The 21785-nt window shown below is 61.3% G+C and carries 25 protein-coding genes and 1 pseudogene; 9 read left to right on the top strand and 17 right to left on the bottom strand.

The window, feature by feature from the left end; all coding sequences use genetic code 11:
* Positions 1–82 precede the first annotated feature (82 nt).
* The 4 genes and pseudogenes from CDQ91_RS21605 (at position 83) to mazF (ending at position 2361) form a co-directional block, all read left to right on the top strand.
* On the top strand, positions 83–685 hold the full coding sequence (locus tag CDQ91_RS21605; RefSeq protein WP_237246092.1) for a topoisomerase DNA-binding C4 zinc finger domain-containing protein: 603 nt from the start codon (positions 83–85) through the stop codon (positions 683–685).
* A 167-nt stretch (positions 686–852) separates the two neighbouring features.
* Positions 853–1281 (top strand): thermonuclease family protein, encoded by a 429-nt coding sequence (locus CDQ91_RS21810; RefSeq protein WP_088474560.1) that lies wholly within the window; start codon positions 853–855, stop codon positions 1279–1281.
* Positions 1282–1784: 503 nt separating this feature from the next.
* Positions 1785–2027, top strand: coding sequence for an AbrB/MazE/SpoVT family DNA-binding domain-containing protein (locus tag CDQ91_RS20525; protein ID WP_088474559.1), 243 nt, complete (start codon positions 1785–1787; stop codon positions 2025–2027).
* A pseudogene (mazF, locus tag CDQ91_RS22105) lies at positions 2027–2361 on the top strand (endoribonuclease MazF). The gene CDQ91_RS20525 and the pseudogene mazF overlap by 1 nt, the downstream one beginning before the upstream one ends.
* 788 nt (positions 2362–3149) lie before the next feature.
* On the opposite strand, the gene CDQ91_RS20510 reads toward mazF, so the two are convergent.
* From CDQ91_RS20510 to CDQ91_RS20490, 5 genes are all read right to left on the bottom strand, one after another.
* Complete coding sequence (locus CDQ91_RS20510; protein WP_419722579.1) at positions 3150–4748, bottom strand: FMN-binding glutamate synthase family protein; 1599 nt, start codon at positions 4746–4748, stop codon at positions 3150–3152.
* Between the two features lie 172 nt (positions 4749–4920).
* A complete protein-coding gene (locus CDQ91_RS20505; RefSeq protein WP_144036843.1) occupies positions 4921–5142 on the bottom strand; it encodes a hypothetical protein in 222 nt (73 codons plus the stop codon).
* 105 nt (positions 5143–5247) lie between these two features.
* The gene (locus CDQ91_RS20500) at positions 5248–5550 is read right to left on the bottom strand and encodes a hypothetical protein (protein ID WP_088474556.1); all 303 of its coding nucleotides are present in this window, start codon (positions 5548–5550) and stop codon (positions 5248–5250) included.
* A 1130-nt stretch (positions 5551–6680) separates the two neighbouring features.
* A complete protein-coding gene (locus CDQ91_RS20495; RefSeq protein WP_088474555.1) occupies positions 6681–7067 on the bottom strand; it encodes a c-type cytochrome in 387 nt (128 codons plus the stop codon).
* Between the two features lie 26 nt (positions 7068–7093).
* On the bottom strand, positions 7094–7681 hold the full coding sequence (locus CDQ91_RS20490) for a ferritin-like domain-containing protein (RefSeq protein WP_201791935.1): 588 nt from the start codon (positions 7679–7681) through the stop codon (positions 7094–7096).
* 168 nt (positions 7682–7849) lie between these two features.
* Between CDQ91_RS20490 and folE the strand changes: the two genes are divergently transcribed.
* Positions 7850–8491, top strand: coding sequence for a GTP cyclohydrolase I FolE (folE, locus tag CDQ91_RS20485; protein WP_088474553.1), 642 nt, complete (start codon positions 7850–7852; stop codon positions 8489–8491).
* Between the two features lie 40 nt (positions 8492–8531).
* Here the strand turns inward: folE and CDQ91_RS20480 are convergent, their stop codons facing one another.
* From CDQ91_RS20480 to CDQ91_RS20455, 6 genes are all read right to left on the bottom strand, one after another.
* Entirely contained in the window at positions 8532–9230 is a 699-nt protein-coding gene (locus CDQ91_RS20480) for an RNA polymerase sigma factor (protein WP_088474552.1), read from the bottom strand.
* A gap of 79 nt (positions 9231–9309) precedes the next feature.
* Positions 9310–9534, bottom strand: coding sequence for a hypothetical protein (locus CDQ91_RS20475; RefSeq protein ID WP_088474551.1), 225 nt, complete (start codon positions 9532–9534; stop codon positions 9310–9312).
* A 240-nt stretch (positions 9535–9774) separates the two neighbouring features.
* Entirely contained in the window at positions 9775–10041 is a 267-nt protein-coding gene (locus tag CDQ91_RS20470) for a hypothetical protein (RefSeq protein WP_088474550.1), read from the bottom strand.
* Positions 10042–10089: 48 nt separating this feature from the next.
* Positions 10090–11250 (bottom strand): cystathionine gamma-synthase, encoded by a 1161-nt coding sequence (gene metB / locus CDQ91_RS20465; protein WP_088474549.1) that lies wholly within the window; start codon positions 11248–11250, stop codon positions 10090–10092.
* Positions 11251–11434: 184 nt separating this feature from the next.
* A complete protein-coding gene (locus tag CDQ91_RS20460; RefSeq protein ID WP_088474548.1) occupies positions 11435–11926 on the bottom strand; it encodes a DUF6306 domain-containing protein in 492 nt (163 codons plus the stop codon).
* Positions 11923–12762 (bottom strand): LysR family transcriptional regulator, encoded by an 840-nt coding sequence (locus CDQ91_RS20455; RefSeq protein WP_088474547.1) that lies wholly within the window; start codon positions 12760–12762, stop codon positions 11923–11925. Before CDQ91_RS20455 ends, CDQ91_RS20460 begins: the two co-directional genes overlap by 4 nt.
* An 86-nt stretch (positions 12763–12848) precedes the next feature.
* Between CDQ91_RS20455 and CDQ91_RS20450 the strand changes: the two genes are divergently transcribed.
* The 3 genes from CDQ91_RS20450 (at position 12849) to CDQ91_RS20440 (ending at position 14204) form a co-directional block, all read left to right on the top strand.
* Positions 12849–13178, top strand: coding sequence for a hypothetical protein (locus CDQ91_RS20450; RefSeq protein WP_144036842.1), 330 nt, complete (start codon positions 12849–12851; stop codon positions 13176–13178).
* Positions 13175–13816, top strand: a complete 642-nt coding sequence (locus CDQ91_RS20445) for a peroxiredoxin (RefSeq protein WP_088474545.1) — start codon at positions 13175–13177, stop codon at positions 13814–13816. The genes CDQ91_RS20450 and CDQ91_RS20445 overlap by 4 nt, the downstream gene beginning before the upstream one ends.
* A gap of 145 nt (positions 13817–13961) precedes the next feature.
* Positions 13962–14204, top strand: a complete 243-nt coding sequence (locus tag CDQ91_RS20440; protein WP_088474544.1) for a hypothetical protein — start codon at positions 13962–13964, stop codon at positions 14202–14204.
* A 206-nt stretch (positions 14205–14410) separates the two neighbouring features.
* Here the strand turns inward: CDQ91_RS20440 and hmpA are convergent, their stop codons facing one another.
* Together hmpA and CDQ91_RS20430 are read right to left on the bottom strand one after the other, a co-directional pair.
* Positions 14411–15622 carry an NO-inducible flavohemoprotein gene (gene hmpA, locus CDQ91_RS20435; protein WP_088474543.1) on the bottom strand — a complete coding sequence of 404 codons (1212 nt, stop codon included), beginning with the start codon at positions 15620–15622 and terminating at the stop codon, positions 14411–14413.
* Between the two features lie 47 nt (positions 15623–15669).
* Entirely contained in the window at positions 15670–15945 is a 276-nt protein-coding gene (locus tag CDQ91_RS20430) for a TehB family protein (RefSeq protein WP_088474542.1), read from the bottom strand.
* A gap of 180 nt (positions 15946–16125) precedes the next feature.
* Between CDQ91_RS20430 and CDQ91_RS20425 the strand changes: the two genes are divergently transcribed.
* Positions 16126–16581, top strand: coding sequence for an Rrf2 family transcriptional regulator (locus CDQ91_RS20425; RefSeq protein ID WP_088474541.1), 456 nt, complete (start codon positions 16126–16128; stop codon positions 16579–16581).
* A 237-nt stretch (positions 16582–16818) separates the two neighbouring features.
* Here the strand turns inward: CDQ91_RS20425 and CDQ91_RS21130 are convergent, their stop codons facing one another.
* From CDQ91_RS21130 to CDQ91_RS20410, 4 genes are all read right to left on the bottom strand, one after another.
* On the bottom strand, positions 16819–17268 hold the full coding sequence (locus CDQ91_RS21130) for a hypothetical protein (protein ID WP_144036841.1): 450 nt from the start codon (positions 17266–17268) through the stop codon (positions 16819–16821).
* Positions 17269–17333: 65 nt separating this feature from the next.
* Positions 17334–18029 carry a hypothetical protein gene (locus CDQ91_RS20420; protein WP_088474540.1) on the bottom strand — a complete coding sequence of 232 codons (696 nt, stop codon included), beginning with the start codon at positions 18027–18029 and terminating at the stop codon, positions 17334–17336.
* Between the two features lie 14 nt (positions 18030–18043).
* Positions 18044–20059 (bottom strand): hypothetical protein, encoded by a 2016-nt coding sequence (locus CDQ91_RS20415; RefSeq protein ID WP_144036840.1) that lies wholly within the window; start codon positions 20057–20059, stop codon positions 18044–18046.
* Entirely contained in the window at positions 20056–21585 is a 1530-nt protein-coding gene (locus CDQ91_RS20410; protein ID WP_088474538.1) for a hypothetical protein, read from the bottom strand. The genes CDQ91_RS20415 and CDQ91_RS20410 overlap by 4 nt, the downstream gene beginning before the upstream one ends.
* Positions 21586–21785 lie beyond the last annotated feature (200 nt).

Raw genomic sequence — 21785 nt, 5'->3', positions numbered from 1 at the left:
CCCGCGTTCGCGGACCATCCTCACCGCCTCAAGCTTGAACTCGCGGCTGAACTTCCTTCTTTGCATTGTGGACCTCCGATAGGTGGAAACACCCTATCTCGGTGTCCACCAAACCGGCAGCAGGCCAGTTCGTCAATGGCGACGGGAGCCAGGCCAAAAGCTGAAAGTGCTGGTGTTGTGGCGTTACAACCTGCTCGACCCATTCCACGGTCGGCCACCCGTATTCCCCAATATCGAGGTTGCAGGGATGTCTTTTCATAGGTCCAAGGGACTCGAGGCTGACTACACGATCCTACTTGATATCAGCGAAGGCGATTATGGCGTTCCCAGTCGGATCGAAGATGACGAGTTGCTCAATCTCGTCATCCCGCGCCCAGAATCGTTTGCCTACGCGGAAGAGCGCCGCCTTTTCTATGTCGCGCTCACCCGCGCCAGCAGAGGGACATTCATCCTCTGCAACAAGCGCAAGCCTTCCCGCTACATTCGCGAACTTTGCGACATTGCCGGAGATGACGTCCGTTTCGAAACTATCGATGGAAAGGAGTTAAACCAGTGTCCCAGTTGCCTGGTAGGAGAGGTCGTTGAGCGCAAAGGACGGAATGACACTATCTTCTATGGCTGCAACCAGTTTCCCGATTGTCACCACACTCAGCGGGAAAATCCGTCGTTGGCGATAGTCGTATAACCCTTTGCTTCGCAGCAGGCCGCACGGAAGTTGCTTGGCTTAGGCGGCCCCTGCTCATGACGCTCAATATTTTTTTCCAGTGATGCATGCAACCAGTCGGTAAAGCGCATGGAGCCCGCTGAGCCACAAAAGCTTCGCAAATCAATCAAAGCGATTAAGGCGGGAGCATGATCCTTGCCCTGCTGCTCGCCTCCATCATCCCGACTGGTCAATCCTTTGACTGCACGCCCACGGCCGTTTGGGATGGAGATGGTCCCATCTGGTGCGCCGAAGGACCGCGCATCCGCCTATCAGGCATCGCCGCACGCGAAATCGATGGCTCATGTCGCCCCGGTCATCCGTGTCCAGACGCCAACGCCGCGGCAGCGCGCGACCACTTGGCCAGACTGCTCGGCCGACCCAACGGAACATCGCCGACGGGGCATGTTAAGGTCACTGGGCCGACGATGCGTTGCCGCTCGGCCGGCGGTGCAGGCGGCAATCGCACCGCTGCCTTCTGCATCTCGCCCCGAGGCGGCGATCTGTCGTGCGCAATGGTGCGGGACGGCTACGCAGCTCGATGGGACCGATACTGGCGAGGCCATCGGTGCAACTGACCATGACCCCCGACGACCCGTGCGATGACGACAATGAAACGGCGAAGCCGGTCGGCTCTGGACATCGATGAGCGCCGACCAATTCCGGCAGTCGTCATAACCCCGAGAATCAGCGCACCATCTTCTTTTCCGGCGGCTACGTGTTCGTTTTTTTGGACTATGATCGACGCTGTGCTGGCAAGGCCCACAGCAGAAAGGCCCCGCTAGTGGAGCGAAGCCTTTCCGGTCTCATATGTGTATTGCAACCCATAGAGACGATCCCACCCCGCCGATCTTGGGTCGCAGGGACCGGCAGGCATTAGCCGATGATATGAAATGATTGGCGGGAGTCAATTGGGGATTAAAGCCCCGCCGTAGCGGCGACCGCATGAGAGATGGCCCCGCCTACTGCGGGACGGGCGCTTGCGAAGGAATCGGGACCCTATCTCGAATGCAGATACATTTATTTCTACATTTCCGTATTCTGGTAGCGTATCATCAATGTGGAAACAAAGGAGTGTCCGATGGATATTCTGGTAAAGAAGTGGGGCAATAGTGCGACAATCCGCATCCCCTCGGGACTGATGGTGGCGGCTGCGCTGAATGTCGGTCAGGAAGTCGAAGTTCGCGAAGAAGATGGCCGGCTCATCATCGAGCCTGTTTTGAAGCCTGTCTACACGCTCGACGAGCTGCTTGCGGGCATGAAACCGGAAACGTTCCACGAGATTATCGATTTTGGCCTCCCGGTCGGTAATGAGATGTTTTGATGGTCAGTCGCTATGTGCCCGACACTGGCGATATTGTGTGGCTGCAATTCGATCCCCAGGCAGGGCATGAGCAAGCCGGTCATCACCCTGCCTCGTCATCTCGCCTGCGGCCTACAACAAGACGCGCGGCATGATGATTTGCTGCCCGATGACGAGCCAGATCAAAGGCTATCCACTCGAAGTTGTTGTATCCCAGGTGCCGCCCAGCGTCGCCCTGTCCGATCAGATCAAGAGCCTTGATTGGGAGGCGCGAGGGGCGAAGAAGAAGGGTGCCGTATCAAAGACTGTGATCGATGAGGTGCGCGCAAAGCTAAGCGCACTCTTGGGTTTTTAGTCGTTCCATCGCCAACGGCTCCGGCGGGTCATCAACCCCGTTTGCCGGAGAACCCTATTCCGTAAGGAGATCAAAAAATAATGGCTACCAAACACATTGATCATCCTCAGGCCGAAGGCGATCGGATCCCGGGGGGCGGACGCCAAGCGATCGAGGGCAACCCACTCACCCTCGACGAAATCAGCATGTTCGAAATGTTTGAGCGCGAGGGCTGGTCTCCCGATCGGCGGCGGGCCCATATCTTTGCATTCGCAGTCGCGACTAGCGACAAAACTGATATATGATTGAGTTTACTATCAAAAATGGCGTTTTCATTCGCGCTTATCGATGCCGTTGATGCCTATGCATAATGTCTAACCCTGCAATTATGTTAGACATGAAATTGGTATAGCTTGTTGAAATACGCTGAATTTTTGCAGCGGCGGAGGCCCGAGCCGGTGATCCAGAAGTGAGGATTTTCGAGGGTTTCGAACGTCTAACCACCCTCAATAATGCCACCTATTTCCAGCCACCCAGCTCATGCAGCACCCAGGTGGCCACGTCGTTCTGCCAGAGCCAGCTCGCCTCGCCAGCGCCTTGCGCCACACGCTCGCGTGCCCGCGTGTTCGTCGAACGAAGCGGAGCCCCGAAAGGTGAACACATGGTTTTCGCTGCGAAATCCGGCTGCCGGTGCATTTCGATCGATCGACCGCCGCGACCGAATCAAAAGCCGCAATGGCGTGACCGTGGATCACTGAAGGCGCATAGGAACACTACGAAGGCTGACTGTCAGATAGTGACAACCTACATCATGCCGCGAGCTCGAAGCTTTCGGCGCGCGCCAGCTGCCAGGCGCTGCCATAAAAGTCGCGATTGGACGCCCCAGCGAGCAACTCGCCCTCTTCGAGGAATATATGAAGCTGTGAGAAAAGCCGGATCTCAGTGAGGCTGACCCGGCGGACGAGATGATGCGGACCGAGGCGGCCCGGATGATCGAGCCCCGCCGCCGCGATCATTTCCGACAAGGCCTTGAGCGTGTTGCGGTGATAATTGAAAACCCGCGTCGCCTTGTCGGGGACGACCAGCGCGCGCTGCCGCGTCGGATCCTGGGTGGCGACACCCACTGGGCAGCGGTTGCTGTGGCACGACAGCGACTGGATGCAGCCGATGGCGAACATGAAGCCGCGCCCGGCATTGGTCCAGTCGGCGCCCAGCGCCATCGCGGTCGCAATGTCGAACGCGCTGACGATCTTGCCAGCGGCGCCGAGCTTGATCTTACCGCGAATCCCTGCCCCCACCAGCGTGTTGTGCACGAAGAGCAGGCTTTCGCGCATCGGCATGCCAAGATGGTCGGTAAATTCCAGCGGCGCGGCGCCCGTTCCCCCCTCGCCCCCGTCGACGACGATATAATCGGGAAGGATTCCCGTCAGAAGCATCGCCTTGACCATGCCCATGAACTCCCAGGGCTGGCCGACGCATAATTTGAACCCGACGGGCTTGCCGCCCGAAAGGCGGCGCAGTTCGGCAATGAAATGCACGAGTTCGATCGGCGTCGAAAACGCGCGGTGCCGTGCCGGGGAAATACAGTCCTCGCCCATCGGGATGCCCCGCGTCGCCGCGATTTCCGCCGTGACCTTCTCGGCGGGCAGGATGCCGCCCTTGCCCGGTTTGGCGCCCTGGCTGATCTTGATCTCGATCATCTTGATCTGCGGGTCGGCTGCCTGCTCGGCGAAGCGGACAGGGTCGAACCCACCGTCGGCGGTGCGGCAGCCGAAATAGCCGCTTCCGATTTCCCAGATCAGGTCGCCGCCATGCTCGCGATGATAGGGGCTGATCGAACCTTCGCCGGTGTCGTGGGCAAAGCCGCCCAGCCTGGCACCCTTGTTCAGCGCGCGGATCGCGTTCGCACTCAACGCGCCGAAGCTCATCGCCGAGATGTTGAAGATCGAGGCCAGATAGGGCTGAGTGCAATCATCACCGCCGATCGACACGCGAAACCCTGCCGGGTCGGCAACCGGAACCGGCTGCGTCGAATGGGCGATGAATTCATATCCATTGGCATAGACATCGACCAGCGTCCCGAAGGCACGGTCGCTGATCTCATTCTTCGCACGCGCATAGACGAGCGATCGCTGACTTCGCGAAAAGGGCGTCCGCTCGTGATCGCTTTCGATCAGATATTGACGGATCGCGGGGCGGATATCCTCGAAGAGCCAGCGAATGCGGCCGATGACCGGGTAGTTGCGCCGGACCGAATGGAGCGGCTGACACAGGTCATACAGGCCGATAACGGTCAGGGTGGCGCCGGTCAAAAACAGCAGAAACGCCCAGATTGCAGGCAATGCGAAGCCCGAGGCCAGCATCAGAGCGATGCTCGCGGCGAGCGGAATGAAGCGGGTGAAGCGCAAGATTAACTCCATCGGTGCGCGGAAGAGGCGCTGCAGGCATAAGGACATATGGACGGCGGAAAGCAAAGGAACCCCATGCTTTCCAACCGCGGCCACCCAAGGAACGCGCCTCTCTCCCCTTTGCGCGCCGGACCGCGACCACGGCAATCCGGCACGGAGGAAAGGGAAAAGATCAGATCGGGCTGAGCAGCGAACCAAATGTGATGAGCGCCAAAATGCCCACCGGGACGATCGTCACGAGCGAAGAAATATCCTCGCCCGTCATCGCAAAGCTCGTCCGCTTCGGCCGCGGTGCAAGCGCCGCCGCGGCAACGGGATCTTTGGCCTCACTCCGGACGCGGGGACGGCTGACGAAAACGCCGTCATGATGGGCGAACATAATTTGCGTAGACATATTCTCTTTCTTTCAAGGCGGCAGGTGCCGCCGGGGGGATGAAGTCGTGGTTAAGCGCATCCGCCATCACCGGACGGCGGAAAGACACGCGGCGGTTTCGGGCGATCAGCCGAGAAGCCACCAGAGCGCAGCGCTGGCCGCGATGATCGGAAGGATGAGCGACACGAACAGAAAGGCGATGGGCGCTTCGAGTTCGCGGCGATGATCGCGGTAGAAAGCCGCGAGCCTTTCGGACAATTGCTCGTCCGCGGTGATCACAGCCTTGTCGATCAGCGGCAACGCGGGAAAGGTCTCGATCAGACGCGCCAATTCCTGCTCATCGAGCCGGGGATAGCGGGCGAGCAGGATTTCGACATCGAGCGTCCTTTGCGAGCTGCCCCGCAAACGGGAATAAAGTTGGGCTGCCATTTTCGGATCTCCTTTGCGCAGCAACAACGCCCACACGGGCGCGGGCCCATGCGGCGTGAACGAGGGATTTTGCCCTGCATCGGAGGATGGAATGGTTCGCGGTCCTCAGCGGCCGCGCGTCATGACTCGGATGCCGTGCACCGGACGTCGCCTGGGTGGGCGCACGTCCGGCTAAGCACAGATCGTCAGACGCTCTGAATTTCGAAATTGAAAAAATATACTCATGGCTGCGAGGCAGAGATAGCGATCAGGATGATATTTTCAAGTCATCCTATAGAGAATAAATCACTCCCAACCTGTCATTCACTATTTTGAAAACCCTTCAACCTTCCATAAATCATCGAAAAACTTTCTTAGTTATAAATTAATCCATTTCACTTCTAAAAAAGCTCCATCTTTCCTTATAAACGCAATAATATTGCGCGCCGTACATATACATAAAAGGGCATCGCGGTGACGAAATCCCGCGTCTACCGAGGCGATGCCAACGCCATGCCAATCAAGGCACAGGACAAAATGAAAAGAAGGACAAAGGCCAGCATCAGCAAAAGCTGCCCAGCACATCCGATCGGACGAAAAGCGTCGTGGCGTATTTTGCCACCATTCATTGCTATCCGCGAACGCGCGGATGGCCCCTGGCGATTGCAGGTCATGTCTTGCTCCAGGGACCGACATGACAGACGGCCCGAACTGCGAAATCGAGGGAACACCCCGGGCGGCTAGCCCTGGAGCTAGCCGACCTACGCGATCGCGCCGCAAGAAAACAAAGTCACTCATGACGGACCAATCATGGCCCCTGTGCCGACAAAATCAACATGGGCTGGCCTGGATCCCCTTATCCCGCCCTTGGCCCCTAGCGGCAGCGGCACCGCCCCGGCGCGGAGACGCGATCGGTTTGACGGGACGCGATGAATTGCTGGGCGATCTCTCCGATTTGGCGCATTCGTACAATCACGCGAGGCCGATCGCAGGCATAGATCCTGCAACATGATCTTTCACCGGTCGGTTGCTGATTGCGACCCAGGGAACCGTCAGGTGGTGGGGGCGATATTCTGCAATGCAGACATCGTTGAGGGCGGCGCGAATTATCGCGCCGCCTTTTTACCTTTTCCGACGCCGAAGCTGGTCCGTCATTTTCGAACCGTCCTGCCCTGCTGTTGCAGATAGGCAATCACGTCGGCGCGCTGGCCTGGATCGGCGAGACGAAATCCCATCTTCGTCCCAGGCACCATCTGTTGCGGATTCTGCAAATACCGGTCGATTGCCTGTGGACTCCAGACGACCCGCGATGCGCGCATCGCGGGTGAGTAGCTATAGCCCGCCATCGATCCTGCCTTTCGGCCAACGACGCCGCGATGGGCGGGGCCAACCCGGTTGGCATCGAGCGAGTGACAGCTGCCACATCGCGCCTTGTAGAGCTGCGCCCCACGCACGGCATCGCCGGCGGGCGCAAGCGCAATGGCAGCGCCCGCCGGCAACAGAAGGAAAGCCGCCGCGATGACCGGTGCCCATTTCATGTGGCGATCCATTCTCATGCCAAGGATCAGCCGAACAGGAAGGCGGCGGACGGAATTGGTTCGCCAAGCGCCGCCGTAAGGAGCGACCAATGTGACGCCTCGTCGGCAGCGATCTTCGCGCACACCTGGGCAAGCTCCTTGCCGCCAAACGAGGGCATGACGCCGATATAGGCATTGGCAGCACCAAGCTCATGCGCCTGCGCAAGCTTCAGCACATCCGCCTGGTTCTTGATGGCTGCGATGCCGAGACTCTCGATATAGTCGGCGCGCGAATGCGCCTCGACCGGCGCGCCGCCAAGCTGCCTGATGGCTCCGGAAAGCGCATCGCGATGTCCCTTGTGATGTCCCTGAAAGATCACCGCGAGATCGAGCACGGGCTTTTGCAACAAACCGCTCTCGGCGCCGATCTGATACGCCTCGATCGCTTCATGTTCGAGCCCGAGCGCGACGTTCAATATATCGATGTCGCCCTGGCGCGCCGACACCCCATTCCCCTTCCCGGCCTCACGCGCGAGGGCCGGCATGTCGCCAAGTATGGCGATGGCGGCCACCGACAGGAGGCCGGTTCCAGCCGAGCGGATAAGGGTACGGCGCGATGCGATGATGTCGGTCACGAGATATTCCTCTCTTGTTGCCAGGCATCGCCCCCATGGCGATGCCCCTGTTGCCCGCATTGGATGCAGTCGGCGTCGTGAGGTTCCCGGCAGGCCCGGGAAAGTCTCGGGAACTTTTCGCCATGGCGATCATCGAATGCCTCAATCTTGCGATGGAGGACGAACAGAATGGAGTTTCAAACGGGCGTCGAGATGCGCGAACCGGATAGCAAGGAGGAGCTCAGCGATGCAGCGACGACTCTACGGCCCGGCCGCGCGGCGGTCGAAACCGCGGTGCGAACATTGATCGCCGCGGCCGGCGACAATCCGATGCGCGAGGGATTGGTGGAGACACCTGCGCGGGTAGCGCGTGCCTACGCCGAATGGTTCGCCGGATACCGCGTCGATCCCGCCGCCTATCTGCGCCGTGTCTTCGAGGAGGCCGAGGGTTATCAGGAGACCGTCCTGCTCCGTTCGATTCCGCTCGTTTCAACCTGTGAACATCATATGGCACCGATCGTCGGCAGGGCCCATGTCGCCTATCGTCCGTCGGGCAAGGTCGTCGGAATCTCGAAACTGTCGCGCCTCGTCGATGCCTTTGCCCGCAGGCTGCAGCTTCAGGAGCGCCTGACCCAGCAGATAGCGCAAACGCTATTCGACACGCTCGAGCCGCGCGGCGTTGCGGTCGTGATCGAGGCGTCGCACGGCTGCATGACGAGCCGCGGAGTCAATCAGCCAGGTGTGTCGATGGTCACCCAGGCCTGGCTCGGCGATTTCGCAAGCGATGCCGAGCTCCGGCGCGATTTCCTGTCGTCGATTATGGGGGTCTGACCGCTCGGGCGGCAAGGTCGCTTGTGGGTGACCTGCGGCGCTAGGGCGCCGCTGCCAGGCGTCGCATCACCGTCTCGGTGAGCCGCTCGCAGCGCTTGCCGAGGAAAGGAAAACTGCCACGGATGGCCTCGGACAAGGTCGCATCGAGCGATTGGCGTAGCAGCCGCCTCGCACGGTGAAGGCGCGTCTTGACCGTCTCGGGCGCGATAGCCAGCAATGCCGCGGTTTCCTCGACGCTATATTCCTGAATTTCGCGCAGGATGTAGACAAGCCGAAAGACGTCGGGCAGCGCTTCGATCGCGGTTTCGAGCAGCCGCCGCACTTCGGCGCGCGCCGCCTGCGAATCCGGGCTTTCGACCGGCTGTCCTCCCGGAAATCCGACAATCAGCGCTCCGCCATCGCCCGGTTGCCCGTCAAACCCATTGTCGTGGCGGGTACGCCGGCGGCGCAGCCGCCCCCTGCCCTCGTTGATCACGATGCGCGTCAACCAGGTCCGTAGACCGGAATCGCCACGGAAGTCCTTCATCGCAGCAAACGCACGCACGTAGCTTTCCTGCACGACGTCCTCGGCTTCGGCGTCGTCCGACATGATAGCCCGGGCGACGCGGTAGAGGCACTGGTTGTAGCGCTCCATCACCTGCCGGAACGCCAACCCGTCGCCCGCGTTGACGCGGCCGACGAGATCCTTGTCGGCGAGCCATTCGTCTCTCAATCGCGGTGCGGAATCTTGTACTGCCATTCGCCCGCCCTCCTCAACGGCGCTATTAGATGTGTGCAACCTTGAAAGGTTCCCGCTGCCCCAGCCCAGGGCACCGCCATCAATCACCCGCGTCGCGAAGAAACTCGCCCGTTTCGGGTACCTCGTAGATCGCAGCGTCGATCAGGCGAACCGACATTCCGCCCAGTGTTTCGATGCGCCGAGCACCCGGATATTCCCGATCACCGGCGGCTGTGCTTCGCCGATCATAATATTGACTTTCGACAAGAATGACCGTGTCGCCATCCTCATTCACGCATCTGATCCGCCGAAGTTCGCGATCCATTGTCACCATGCATTTACCAGAGCTTCCTGTCCTGGCACCCCAATAGCAGCCGGCCGGTGGGTTGCTGATGGCGCGGGCCTAGAGTCCCGCACAATGCGGCACCGTCGATATTCAACGACCACGAGGCATCCGTCATCGCCCAGGCAACGATGACGTGCCGGCTCTTCGATCCCGACTTCGCCGACACCACCCGGTTTGCCTGCGAAAAAATCGGGTTTGGAATGCATAGCACACACTTCGTCAGAGCGCCGACGGGGCCGGAGAATGGGTCAGCGTAAAAAGAAGCGAAAGGACGATACCAAAAGCGAGGATCATCACGCCCGATATGCGAAGCACATAGCGCAAGGGATCATCGTCCGTGAGCGGAGGTTGCTCGCCCGGACGATGCTGCTCGTCGCGCAATATCCCCCACCAACGCCGAACATGCTCCTGCCGAAATGCGAGATGAAAACCCAGCAGCACGAGAAGGAAGCCGATCAGATCGATGACAATGACGGTGGTCGGCAAAACAAAGCTCCTTCCTTTACTGGCTGGATGTAGCCAGCCGCAGCACGATCAACAGACCGCCAGTCCCGCCGCCAGATCTTCGACCAGATCCTTTTCAGCCTCGAGGCCGACCGACACGCGGAGCAGGCCCGCGCCAATTCCCGCCACATGGCGCGCCGCATCGCCCATGTCGGCGTGGGTCATCGTCGCGGGATGGACGATCAGGCTTTCGACCCCGCCCAGCGATTCGGCGAAGGTGAAGAGACGCAAGGCCGCGATCAGCCTTTTCACCGCATCGACGCCGCCCGCGAGTTCGAAGCTCAGCATCGCGCCGAAGCCCAGTTGCTGGCGCGCCGCAAGCGCATGATCAGGATGCGCAGCAAGCCCGGGATAATGAACCGCCGACACAGCCGGATGATGATCGAGCATCTGGGCGATGACCATCGCGCTGAGCTGCTGCTGGTGCATGCGGGGGAACAGCGTGCGCAAGCCGCGCAACGTCAGCCAGGCATCGAACGGCGACCCCGAACAGCCAACGACATTCGCCCAATGCGACAGACGTTCGGCCTTGCCGGCATCGGCAGCAATCACGGCGCCACCGATCACGTCGGAATGGCCGTTCAGATATTTGGTCGTCGAGTGAATGACATAATCGGCACCCAGCGCGATCGGCCGCTGCAGCGCGGGTGACAGAAAAGTATTGTCGACCGCAACCGCCGCCCCCGCGGCCTTCGCTTGCGCCGACAGGGCAGCGATATCGACGACGCGCAGCAACGGATTGCTCGGCGTTTCGATGAGCAGCAGGTCCGGTGAGCCCGCGAGCGCTGCACCGACCGCATCGCAGTCGCGCTGATCGACGAGCTGCAGCGACAGCTGGCCAAGCTGTTCACGCGCCTTGAGCAACCGCATGGTGCCGCCATAGCAATCGTGCGGGGCAATGACGCCCGCTCCGGCGGGAAGCTGCGACACGACCAGGTCGAGCGCGGCCATCCCGCTCGCCGTGACGACCGCACCGCCGCCGCCTTCAAGCCTGGCAAGCGCATCGGCGAGCAGGTCTCGGGTCGGATTGCCGGCGCGCCCATAATCATAGACGCGCGGCTGTTCGAAGCCCGCAAATTCATAGGTGCTCGACAGGTAGAGCGGCGGCGCGATCGCGCCAAAGGCGGCATCGCTGGCGACACCGTGCGCCGCCGCGATCGTTTCTGGCCGCAAGGGGCGGGTTTCGGTCATGCAGGTCTCGATCCTTTTCTTCGCCGGCCCGGTCGCGAGCCGTTCGCCCCGTGCACAGCGATGCCACGGGCCAAAATCTTCACTCCCTAGTGCGCGGCCCCCGCGGCTCCGACAAATGCATAATCTTGATGGCAGGCACGCCAAATTTTGTGGTCATAGCGGCCGCGTGACCTCCCGCAGCGCATCAGGAAGCCGGCCGGGTCTCGCCCAGAAAGGCGGCGGCGCTGTCAATATTGATCCGATGGCTCTCCGCCATGCGGCGAAGGTCGGCGTGGAGCGCGTCATCGCGCACGCGCCGCGTCAGATCGGCGAGCTTGCGCACCACCCAAGCCTGGCCATGATTAAGAAAGGCCAAGCGTTCGATCGGATCGGCGATGGCCATCGCCTTGCCATGAAAGGCTCCGCATTTGCGCGAGGCTGTGCCGCCCAGCCGTCGGATCTGGCGCGACAGCATCGCACACCAGCGCGCCTCATCGGCGCGAATAGCGCGCATCATCGCGGCATGATCGGGACCGGTGGCGTCACCGACGCTCTCCAGCGCGACGCGTGCGCCAGCGCGTTCGGCTTCGAGCAATATATTCAGCGCGGCCAGCAGCTCGTCGCGCCCCGCATAGCCCATATAGATATCGTCGGCTTCGGCGCCGTAGCAGACAGGCGAGGCCCGCTCGCCGCTCATGCGGCCGCCGCGCGCAGGCCACGGCGGATGCGCTCCATGACCCCCGCATCGGCCGTCGCGGAATGAACGACATAGGCCGAATAGGAAAATTCGGGACTGTCAGGCACGCGTGCGAGCCGCCCCTCGTCCAGATAGGAGCGAATGAACCCCTCACGAAAATAGCCGCTGCCGCCGGTCGCGAGAATATAGTCGAGAGCGAGCGGTCCATAGTCGATCGACACCACGGCATTCGGCTGGTCAGGGAAAGCGGCCCGGTAGCTGGCGGCAAAATTCGCACCCCAGTCGATCTGGACATGATCCTCCACCGCCAGCGGCTGACTGACCGGGGTCGTGCGCGCGAGGACCAGCTTCTCCTCGAACAGCAGTTCAGCAACGACGCCCGGCAAGCGCGGCGCGGCATAGATGACCGCAACGTCGAGCGACCCTTCCTGCACCCGGTCCATCAGCCTTTCGGACGTGTCGATCGCCGTGCTCACCGCAATGTCGGGGCATTCGCGCCGCATCCAGATCAGCCAATGGCGCAGCAGCGGACTCCACAGGCTGAGCTCGGCGCCGATCGTTACCACCGTGTCGCGGCCTGGCGGCAGCGCGACCGCCTGCCGCGCCCGGTCCCAGACCTGGACCATCGTCGTCGCGAAGCGCAGAAACTGCTCGCCGGCCGGCGTGAGCTTCGCGCCTGCCTTGTTGCGAATGAAGAGCGGGCGGTCGAGCTGCGTCTCGAGCCCGCGGATACGCGCGCTGACCGCCGTCTGCGTGAGGTTGAGATTGGCTGCCGCGCCAACAAAGCTGCCGCTTTTCACAATCTCCAGAAAAGTACGGGCAACACCGACGTCCATAGCAAAAATTTTCCGTTTAACTGGCAATAACATTCATTTGCTTGCTTGATGATAAGCGCGCGATGATGCGCTGGCAAGGAGCAGCCATGTCCACCGCGCATCTTTCCTCATTCTCGCTTCGCCCGTCATTGACGGTCATCGGGGCCGGCTCATTGGCGCTCATGACGATGGAGCGGGCCCTCGACCCGGTGCTCCTGTGGTTCGCGCCGCTCGCCATTCCCGCCGCGATCTGGCTGCAGGCGCGGCGCGAATGGGTCACAGCAATGCGAAACATTGGCGCCTTGATCGCACAGCAGAAGCCGGGCCCCGACCGCCCTGTGTGTCCCCCGCGCCCCCGGCGCGCGAAACGTCCTCTTGCCGCAGCCCAAACGAGCCGCCGCACATTGATCGTCCATTACAGAAAGGAAATGGGATGACGCTCCAGCTTGGACAGATCGCCCCCGATTTCGAACAGGACAGCACCCACGGGCGCATATCTTTTCACACATGGTTGGGGCCCAGTTGGGGCGTGCTCTTCAGTCACCCAAAGAATTTTACGCCGGTCTGCACCACCGAACTCGGTGAGGTCGCGCGGCTGCGGCCCGAGTGGGACCGGCGCGGCGTCAAACCGATCGGGCTATCGGTCGATCCGGTCGAGGCGCATCACAAATGGGAAGCCGATATCGAGGAGACACAGAAGGCCAAACCCGATTTTCCGATGATCGCCGATCCCGATGGCAGGGTTTCCGCGCTCTATGGCATGATCCATCCAGAGAGCGATCCGATCCTCACGGTGCGTTCGGTGTTCGTGATCGACCCGGCGAAAAAGATACGTCTGATCCTGACCTATCCGCCGAGTACCGGGCGCAATTTCCACGAAATTCTTCGCGCGATCGACAGCCTTCAACTGACCGATGCCCGCGGCGTTGCAACACCTGTCAACTGGTCGCCGGGCGATGCGGTGGTGATATCACCCAAAATGTCCGACGAAGAGGCCCACCGGCAATTCCCGCAGGGCTACCGCACGCTCAAGCCCTATTTGCGGCTCGTCGATCTGCAGAAACCCGATCCGTGAGACACGCCGAGGAAGAGCGCCCCGGAGACGCTGCTCGCCCGAAAGCGCGCTGCGTCATCGGGATGATAGCCGGCTTCGATCCGCTCCGATTTTTCCGAACGCCGGGCGACGACTTCCCTCCACCAATGAATGAAAGGACCTAATCATGATTATCACGATATATGACGGACAGGATCGTTGCTCCGCCTCGCCGAGAGGTGTTTTCCATTTCGAATGCGCGCCTCAGGTTGGCGAACTGATCGAATTCGAAGATGCCACGCTGACCGTCACGCGCGCATGGCACACGCCCGCGATGCAGCATCCGGGCGCCAAATATGCGATCCTGGTGGACAGCATCGGCGCCGAAAAGGTCACCTCGCCCCGCGAAACGAGCGGCGTCAAATATTGAGACCAATCGATGCGCCGTCGCCCTCGGCACATTGGCGGAAGCGCCGTAAACTTCGTCACGCCGCTCGCATTCCAGTCGTGACCTGACACGAACCCAACCGCACAAGCCTTGACGACGAGCCCGCCGGCGCGGCCAGACAGGCGTTCACATCGCCTCTCACCATGCCGCACCGGCGCCCCTCGTCATTCGCCCTTCGGCCCATCGCGTCAGGCGGCAAGCAATTCGTCGGCGGGTCCGAAAAACTCATAATGAATGCGATCGGGTGATACGCCGGCAAGCGACAGCGCCGACACCGACGCGCGCAGGAACGGGCGCGGGCCGCAGATATAATAATCGGCCTCGCCGACGGGCGTGTTCGCGAGCAGCCATTCCTCGGTGATCAGCCCGGCGCGGTCATAATCCTGCCCTTCCACTTCCCCAGCGAGCGGGGTCTGATGGAAATCGGTGACGCGGGCGGCGGGGCTGAGCGCGGCCAGCGCGCGAACATGAGCCCGCATCGCATGGGTCTCGCGATCATGGGTGCCGTGGATATAATGCACCGGCACGTCGCTGCCGCTTTCGATGATGGCCTCGAGCATCGCCACCATCGGGGTCAGACCGACGCCGCCCGACAACAGCACCACCGGACGCTCTGGACGGTCGGGCAGGAAGAATTCGCCCGCCGGCGCGGCGACCTTGAGCATCGTGCCGGGTTCGGCCTGATCGTGGAGCCAGCCCGATGCGAGCCCCTGCGGCTCGCGCTTCACCGAGATGCGATAGGTTTCGCCATTGGGGGCCGCCGAGATGGAATAGTTGCGCTTGACCGGCGGATGGCCCGGAATTTCGAACCAGAAGGTCAGATATTGCCCCGGTCGATAGGCCATGACGGGTCCGCCATCGGCGGGAGTGAGGATGAAGGATTTGATCACGCTGCTTTCGCGCACGACGTCGGTGATGCGAAAGTCGCGCCATCCGTTCCAGCCGCCGACAGCATCCTTCTGTTCGCCATAAATGCGTCCCTCACGCGCGATCAAGATGTTGGCGAGAAACCAATAGGCCTCGCCCCACGCCGCGAGAATCGCGTCGGTCGCCGCGTCGCCAAGCACCGTCTTGATCGCGCCCAGCAGCGCGTCGGCGACATGGGGGTAATGATCGGGCCGGATCTGCAGCCCGACATGCTTTTGCGTGATCCGCTCGACCGCCGGCGCCAGCGCGGCGAGATTGTCGATATTGCTCGCATAGGCCAGGATTGCCCCGGTCAGCGCCCGCGGCTGCGCTCCGGCGTCGCCATGGTTCGACTGGTTGAACAGGTCGCGGATTGCCGGATCCTGGAACAGGCGCGCATACATTTCATGGACGATATCGAGGCCGCGTGCCTCGAGTGCGGGGACGGTGGCTTTGACGAGCGCGATGGTCTCGTCGCTGAGCGGCTGCGACATGAAATACTCCTGAGAATGGGACGAAGGAACGCTTTGGGTGGGATTGATCAGCCGACGGGAGGCCGGTCGTAGAAATCGACCCGCATCGTCATCGGCACCACCGGGGTGACGAAATGGGGCTGGCCCGGCAGGATCGGTCCGGGACGATCGGGATCGAGCATGATCTCGGACGGCGGATCGAGATAGCTCAGCAAAAGCTGCCCCTCGATCACCCGGATCATCCCCCACACGCCCGCCTTGGTGTCGTGCCGGGCGCGAAGCGCGGCGGGCAGCGTGTCCTGATCAAAGACAGGCGTCGAACGATAGGGCGTCGGTGCGTTCATGTCCGAAGACCTCCCCTATGAGCGGACCGGCTCGAACATGCTTCGTCGATTTCGGTGTTCGCATTCACGACTCATGCTCCAAATCATGCATCTGTGATGCATCTATGCATGGCCGCAATAACATGCAAGATAAATACATCTTACGCGCACGAACCGCTTGCCGCGGTTGCAGGAACGACAATGAAGCTGACACTGTTCACCGATTATTCGATGCGGGCCTTGCTCCATCTAGGAGCGCATCCCGATCGCCTCTGCTCGATTGCCGAAGTGGCCGGGGCCTTCGGCATATCGCAAAATCACCTGATGAAGGTGGTCAACCAGCTCGCGCGCCAGGGCTATGTCGAAACGGTTCGCGGCCGGCTTGGCGGCATCAGGCTGGGCAGGCCTCCTGAGGAGATTAATATCGGCGCCCTCGTGCGCGATACCGAGGAAGGGTTCGACCTCGCCGACTGCGGTAGCTGCGTGATCGCTCCGGCATGCGGTCTCACCGGGGTGCTCGGGCAAGCGCTCGCCGCCTTTATGACGGTTCTCGACGGTTATACGCTTGCCGACCTTCTGGTGCAGCGCGGGGAGTTGAGGCAGCTGCTCACGGGCGAATTCAATCGGGAGCCTCTGCAGCCCGGTGAGCGATTGTAGCTCCGACAGTCAAATTACCGGCCTTTCCCGGCGATTGGGCGTCGTCTTAAAGGCCATGATCGACGCGGAGCTCGCCTCGCTCACACCAGAAAGACCCCGCCCGTGGAGCGGAGCCTTTCCGGCCTCATATGAGTTTCGCGACCCACAGAGGGTATCTCAACCTGATCGAGCCCGCCTTTACCCCCTTCAGCACATTAGGCGGCAGAGGCCTTCAGCAGCGGTGAAGCGAATGCTGGCTCACGCGCCGCAAGTCCACATGACTCGATACGCCCCCCAGGCCGGGCCAGTCGTCCCATGGATGATCATTTTTGAGGGTGTAGCCCACTCCTCTTCGCCCGTTTGAACGGTCTTGGCGCCCGGAATTGTCTCGATTGTGACGCCAAACGTCAAATCATCATCCCCACCCATGGGAAAACCACGCGTTAAGGCTTCATGCGCCTCAGAGTCATCTTCACCTATACTTAAAAAATATCTCTTTGCAGAATATCTGACAACGCCTTTCCCTGAACCAATGTCTGCATAATAGACCAATTTTCCATTTATTCTTGCTTCGCAATATATGCCAGAATCCAGAGTTTTTGTATCAGCTTGGAGGAGAAATTCCAATTTTTCGCCAACTTTAACAGGGGTCGCCATGGCGGATGAGGAAATACAAAATGTCGCTAATGGAATAATAAAATTTCTCATTGGTACCGTCCCCGGCCTTTTTGGAAAAAGGATAAGATCCCAGCGCAATCTCGGTCAGCGAAGGATCAGAAGAAGCCTTCAAACGGAACAGCTTTGCTGGTGCTGGCGGCATCGGGAGCCTTTACCTTGGCAACCGCGAGAAGCTTGGGCATCACGCTGGCAATGCTGGCAAACCCCTTGGCCTGTGTGCCAAGCAGCGAGCCGGCGGCCTTGAACTGACCGGCCCGGCGGACGAGTTCAGGGTTCCGGCTCACGCCGCTGATCATGGACGGAGCCTGCTCTGCCAACTTGGCGTTGCGGACAACACCCAAAGCCAGGTTGAAGACCGCCGCGCTGATCGCCGCCTTTTTCGCAGAATTTCCGGCATTATATTCGGCCTGAAGCTTGTCCGTGAAGTCCGATTGTTTGATGTCGTTAATGTCGGAATCAAGCAGAGCGGTATGCGCACCAAGCTCTTTTGGATCCTGTACTTTTTCGATCGCCTCGATCTGCATTTTGCGGCTCACCGCCTTGTCCTTCTCCGTCACGACACCCGCTAGCAGCGCCGCCGCGATCATCACATTCTTCGTCGATTGGACGGTTCCCGTCAGAAACGCATCGGCATCGTCCATCGAAATCGGCGCGCCGTCGTCACTGCTGGAAAGGCCAGCGGCTCCCTTGACCATCTTGCCGAGACCGCCGAACTGCGCCAACGCGGTCGCGGGGACCACCAGAACAATCGCGGCCATGGTGAGCCCGATCCTATTCATCATCATCATCATCCTTTTCATAGCATTCACAAAGGTGGCTTGAGTGTCACGACGGCGCGATCGGCGAGTGGCAATGCCTGCGCCATCACGTCTTGCAGCAGCATTGCGCGGGTGCTTGCGGGGTCGACGCCTGCTGGCAGAGCCGTCGGCGTCAACACCGCGCGCAGCCCCCCGCCGGACAATTTCGTTTCGTCCCGCATCAAGGTGTAGCCGACGGCCAGCGAATATTGCGGGCGGCCCTTGGCATCGTTCGACTCCGGCGCAACGCCGATGACCGGGATGAAGCAATAATCCGCGGGGTGGTCCTGCGCGGGCGCAAAGCTGTCCCAGTCGGCAAATTGATCGCGCAAAATCTGAAGCCGGTCAGCCAGCCCGGCCGAATGGACCGGGGCTGGAAAATGCGCCGCGAACCGGGCGCTTGCGGCCACACGCCAAAAGGCGATCGGCACCGGGCCACGATCGTCTACCCGGCCCACGCCGCACTGCTTCACGGGACGGCGGGCGATCAGCGGTGGCCCTGCGCTTTCGATCGCCACCACGTCACCGCTGCGCAAGCGCAAGGGCGCGATATCCGCATTGCTGGCCAGCATTCCGCCTTCGGCCTGGCCCTCAACCCTGATTTCGCCAACGGGTTCGAACACCGCCCCGGCGACGCCCGGCATGCGCCCGGCCTTGCGCAAAACCTTGAGCTGCGCTCCGATCGGCAGTGCGCCGCCCCGATCGGCGATCACCATCCGCCCGCCAGCTTCGGCAATCGGCAGGCTCAGGGGCTGCGGCTTGAACGCCCAAAGCTTGGCGGCCGCGTCGATCAACGCGTTGCGGATCACGGTATCGTGTCGCTGTTCTATCGAAAAGCGTATGCCGGCGGCCGCTTCGTCGACAATTTTGGCCTGACCGTGCGCGGTAAAGACAATCCGGCCCGATCGATCGATCAGCTCGACAAAGGCGTGCGCCTCATGCCGATCAATCGCCACGCCCGGGATATTACTGGGAAAGGTCGCCGAAGGCAGCAAAGTCACGCCGATACTGGCGACATAATCCGGCAGGCTGCGGCTGTCGGTGGAAAGCGCCTGCGCTTCGCCCAGCGCCATCGCCCGTAAACTGGAGAAACCCGGGTTGACTGGCATCGGTGCGAAGCCGCCGCTTGCCCCCACCGCATCTTCGAAAATGCTTGTCAGAAAGGGCTTGGCATATCCTTGCGGGACGTCGGCAAAGCTGGTGAGCAGGCTCGGCTTGGCGAGCATCGCGGCAGGCTGCACCGCCGTCCGCGCGAGTATCTGGCCCGTGCGATATTCGCCCAGAACCGGGCGGACAACGGCATAATCGGCGCCGGCATAGACGATATGGCCATCGTCCCCGATCGCGTCACCGATCCGCAAACCATGGCCACGGCCCCGATCGACAACCCAGCCGTTTTCAACCCTGCCGACCACTGTTGCGCTTTGGGCATAGGGCTTCCAATCCGCCGCAGCCTCGACGATCAGCGCCTGCATTGCTTGATCAAGCTTGGCCGGAAACTGCCGCGCGAGCTCCTGCTCTGCCGTTCCGGCGGCATAGGGTCCAGAAGCCAGCAGCGAATGCGTGCGGGTGAAGACGACCTCGCCGGTCGCGCCATTGCTGATGTCGAGCGCCAGCGTGATCGGCAGGAAACCGTCTGTCCGCACGCCCTTGTCCACCGTCCAAATGGTGGCACGGGTCAATCGGAGCGACGCGATCAGGCTGGACGCAAGCCGGGCACGCGGACTGACATCCGCCGGCAGGCTCTGCGCGAAGCGAGCCTCCACCCCTGGGAAATGCGCGGCCATCGCCTCGACGAAGCGTTGCCCGATGCGCTGGCGCTCCGCCTCCCCCAGCTGATTGCAAAGGGCCGGTGCGATCATCGCCGTATCCCCAAGGTCACCGGGCGGCGTGCAGGCGCTGTGGTCGAGGCCATAAAGCCCGCGCACAGCCCAAAGATGAGGAGCGGCGGTTGCGGCCACAGCTACGCCGGGTAGCGCCACGCCGGCGAGCAAGACGGCAAGCGCCGTCAGGGCTCTTGTCACTGTGCCGGCCCGCAAGCCGTCAGGCAAAGCAGGATGCTGCGCCCGTTGACCGTTGATTGCATGTTAGCGAATGCCGGTAGCCCGCGCAGCTTCTGGTACAGCGCGAACTGAAGCGGCGCCGTCCCAGCATAGCGCACGGTGAAGTGCATCTCGTTGCTCTTCTGCGACACGACACTCTGGCTTTCCACACCGGGGGTCGCCCGCAGGGCATCGTCAAGGTCGGCCTGCATCTTCATATCCAGCCCGGCCGCGCGCAGGACCAGCGTGTAGTCGGCCAGTTGCTGGGAATCATGGCCGACATTGGCCCTTGCAATATTCCGCCAGTGTTTCTGGACTGCGGGACCGATTTGTCCGGCCACTTTCTGCGCGAGCGTTTTGGCCAGCGCGGCCTCGCAATCGCCCGGCGTACGCCCCATCGCCGATGCACCCTCGGCCCCGGGCGCGATCAGCCGTGAATTGGATGTCGCGTATACGCGGGCATTCAATTGGCCGCTGCAGGTTTCATTGCCGGTTGCCGGATCGCGCCCGCCATATTCCACCGTCATCGTTCCGCCCATAAAAAAGGGGGCATCGCGCTGAGCGAGGGAGGCAAGGAAGGGCGTGAACCGTTCGCTTTTCGACAGCGTTTCGAAACGTGGCGGCTCACCCGCGAAAAAGCTGGACAGCGCCTGATCTGGATCAGCCATGGCAACGCCGTAGCGCCCAAGATCGCGGGTCAACGCGGCCAGCACGTGCCCCACCGGCGAATTTTGCGGCGGCCGCTGATAGACGATATGTTCGCGATACCGAACGTCGTCATGCACCTCTGCCTGGACGTTCGCTTTGCTGGCATAGGACGATGAATGCATTTCCGCTGTCGACGCGTTCGACGAATGTGCGCCCGCAGCACTCCCGCGATATCGGTCCGCCGCCGAGCCATTGCGGGTACTGACGCCGCTGGCCCCAGCCGCGTTGACGCGATAGCCGCTGGCACTGCGCGATGTGGAGCCCGACGCATCCTTGCTCGCGGCCGCCTCGACCGAACGATCGCTGAAGGAACCGCCGGTACGGCGATCATATTCGACGCTCACTTCTTGCGGAGTGGAAAAGTTGCGCGCCATGCCGCTGTTCTGATCGAGCATGACGAAAATCAGCTGATTATCGCCCATGGCCAGTTGCGACGAAGACAGGATGCCTTCGTTGTCCAGCAACTCGCGGAACCAGGCGGCATCAATATCCGTATCCAGCTCGACGATAAAGTTCTTCCCGTCGCTGCTGCTTTTCTGGTTGACGATCATGGCCTCGCTAATCTGCGACGCCATCGATGCAATCTGCGCCGGGGTGACATCGCCCAAACGATCTGCCCCGATTGCGATCTTGAGCATGTTTAGGATGGCATTCTGCCGGGCAGCGGTGCGCGCACTTGCCCGCACACTATCCAGATCCTTGCTTATCGGTGCACTACCGATCCCGCGTACCTGCTCGGCTCCAACCGGCGATGCCACCAGGGCGAGCGGCATCGCCAGCGCAATGAGGCGCTTCTTCATCGTCAACTCCTGAAATTAAAGGCTAGAAATCGCCGTCGATGACGACATCCCCGGCGCGGATATAATCGTGCCCTGTGGATCGGCGTGCAAAAAGGACCCCGTTAGCGGGGTGATCGGCGTCTAAAAGGGACCCCTCATTTCGATGGTTTAAGCAGCCGGCTGGATTTTCAGGCGGCGAGATCGGGATGTTGGTTTTGGAG

Source organism: Sphingopyxis witflariensis (assembly GCF_002205635.1).
GTDB classification, from domain to species: domain Bacteria; phylum Pseudomonadota; class Alphaproteobacteria; order Sphingomonadales; family Sphingomonadaceae; genus Sphingopyxis; species Sphingopyxis witflariensis.
Note: the sequence above shows the minus strand (reverse complement) of the source record. Positions and strands in the feature narration are given on the sequence as shown.

Bases quoted from the DNA above. Each gene is read 5' to 3' on its own strand.
- folE (WP_088474553.1), top strand. From the start codon at position 7,850: ATGGAGTTTCAAACGGGCGTCGAGATGCGCGAACCGGATAGCAAGGAG.
- CDQ91_RS20495 (WP_088474555.1), bottom strand. From the start codon at position 7,067: ATGAAATGGGCACCGGTCATCGCGGCGGCTTTCCTTCTGTTGCCGGCG.
- CDQ91_RS20410 (WP_088474538.1), bottom strand. From the start codon at position 21,585: ATGAAGAAGCGCCTCATTGCGCTGGCGATGCCGCTCGCCCTGGTGGCA.
- CDQ91_RS20430 (WP_088474542.1), bottom strand. From the start codon at position 15,945: ATGAACGCACCGACGCCCTATCGTTCGACGCCTGTCTTTGATCAGGAC.
- CDQ91_RS20480 (WP_088474552.1), bottom strand. From the start codon at position 9,230: ATGGCAGTACAAGATTCCGCACCGCGATTGAGAGACGAATGGCTCGCC.
- CDQ91_RS20425 (WP_088474541.1), top strand. From the start codon at position 16,126: ATGAAGCTGACACTGTTCACCGATTATTCGATGCGGGCCTTGCTCCAT.
- CDQ91_RS20455 (WP_088474547.1), bottom strand. From the start codon at position 12,762: ATGGACGTCGGTGTTGCCCGTACTTTTCTGGAGATTGTGAAAAGCGGC.
- CDQ91_RS20525 (WP_088474559.1), top strand. From the start codon at position 1,785: ATGGATATTCTGGTAAAGAAGTGGGGCAATAGTGCGACAATCCGCATC.
- metB (WP_088474549.1), bottom strand. From the start codon at position 11,250: ATGACCGAAACCCGCCCCTTGCGGCCAGAAACGATCGCGGCGGCGCAC.
- hmpA (WP_088474543.1), bottom strand. From the start codon at position 15,622: ATGTCGCAGCCGCTCAGCGACGAGACCATCGCGCTCGTCAAAGCCACC.
- CDQ91_RS20420 (WP_088474540.1), bottom strand. From the start codon at position 18,029: ATGATGATGATGATGAATAGGATCGGGCTCACCATGGCCGCGATTGTT.
- CDQ91_RS20460 (WP_088474548.1), bottom strand. From the start codon at position 11,926: ATGAGCGGCGAGCGGGCCTCGCCTGTCTGCTACGGCGCCGAAGCCGAC.
- CDQ91_RS20445 (WP_088474545.1), top strand. From the start codon at position 13,175: ATGACGCTCCAGCTTGGACAGATCGCCCCCGATTTCGAACAGGACAGC.
- CDQ91_RS20450 (WP_144036842.1), top strand. From the start codon at position 12,849: ATGTCCACCGCGCATCTTTCCTCATTCTCGCTTCGCCCGTCATTGACG.
- CDQ91_RS20505 (WP_144036843.1), bottom strand. From the start codon at position 5,142: ATGTCTACGCAAATTATGTTCGCCCATCATGACGGCGTTTTCGTCAGC.
- CDQ91_RS20500 (WP_088474556.1), bottom strand. From the start codon at position 5,550: ATGGCAGCCCAACTTTATTCCCGTTTGCGGGGCAGCTCGCAAAGGACG.
- CDQ91_RS20440 (WP_088474544.1), top strand. From the start codon at position 13,962: ATGATTATCACGATATATGACGGACAGGATCGTTGCTCCGCCTCGCCG.
- CDQ91_RS21810 (WP_088474560.1), top strand. From the start codon at position 853: ATGATCCTTGCCCTGCTGCTCGCCTCCATCATCCCGACTGGTCAATCC.
- CDQ91_RS21130 (WP_144036841.1), bottom strand. From the start codon at position 17,268: ATGAGAAATTTTATTATTCCATTAGCGACATTTTGTATTTCCTCATCC.
- CDQ91_RS20475 (WP_088474551.1), bottom strand. From the start codon at position 9,534: ATGGATCGCGAACTTCGGCGGATCAGATGCGTGAATGAGGATGGCGAC.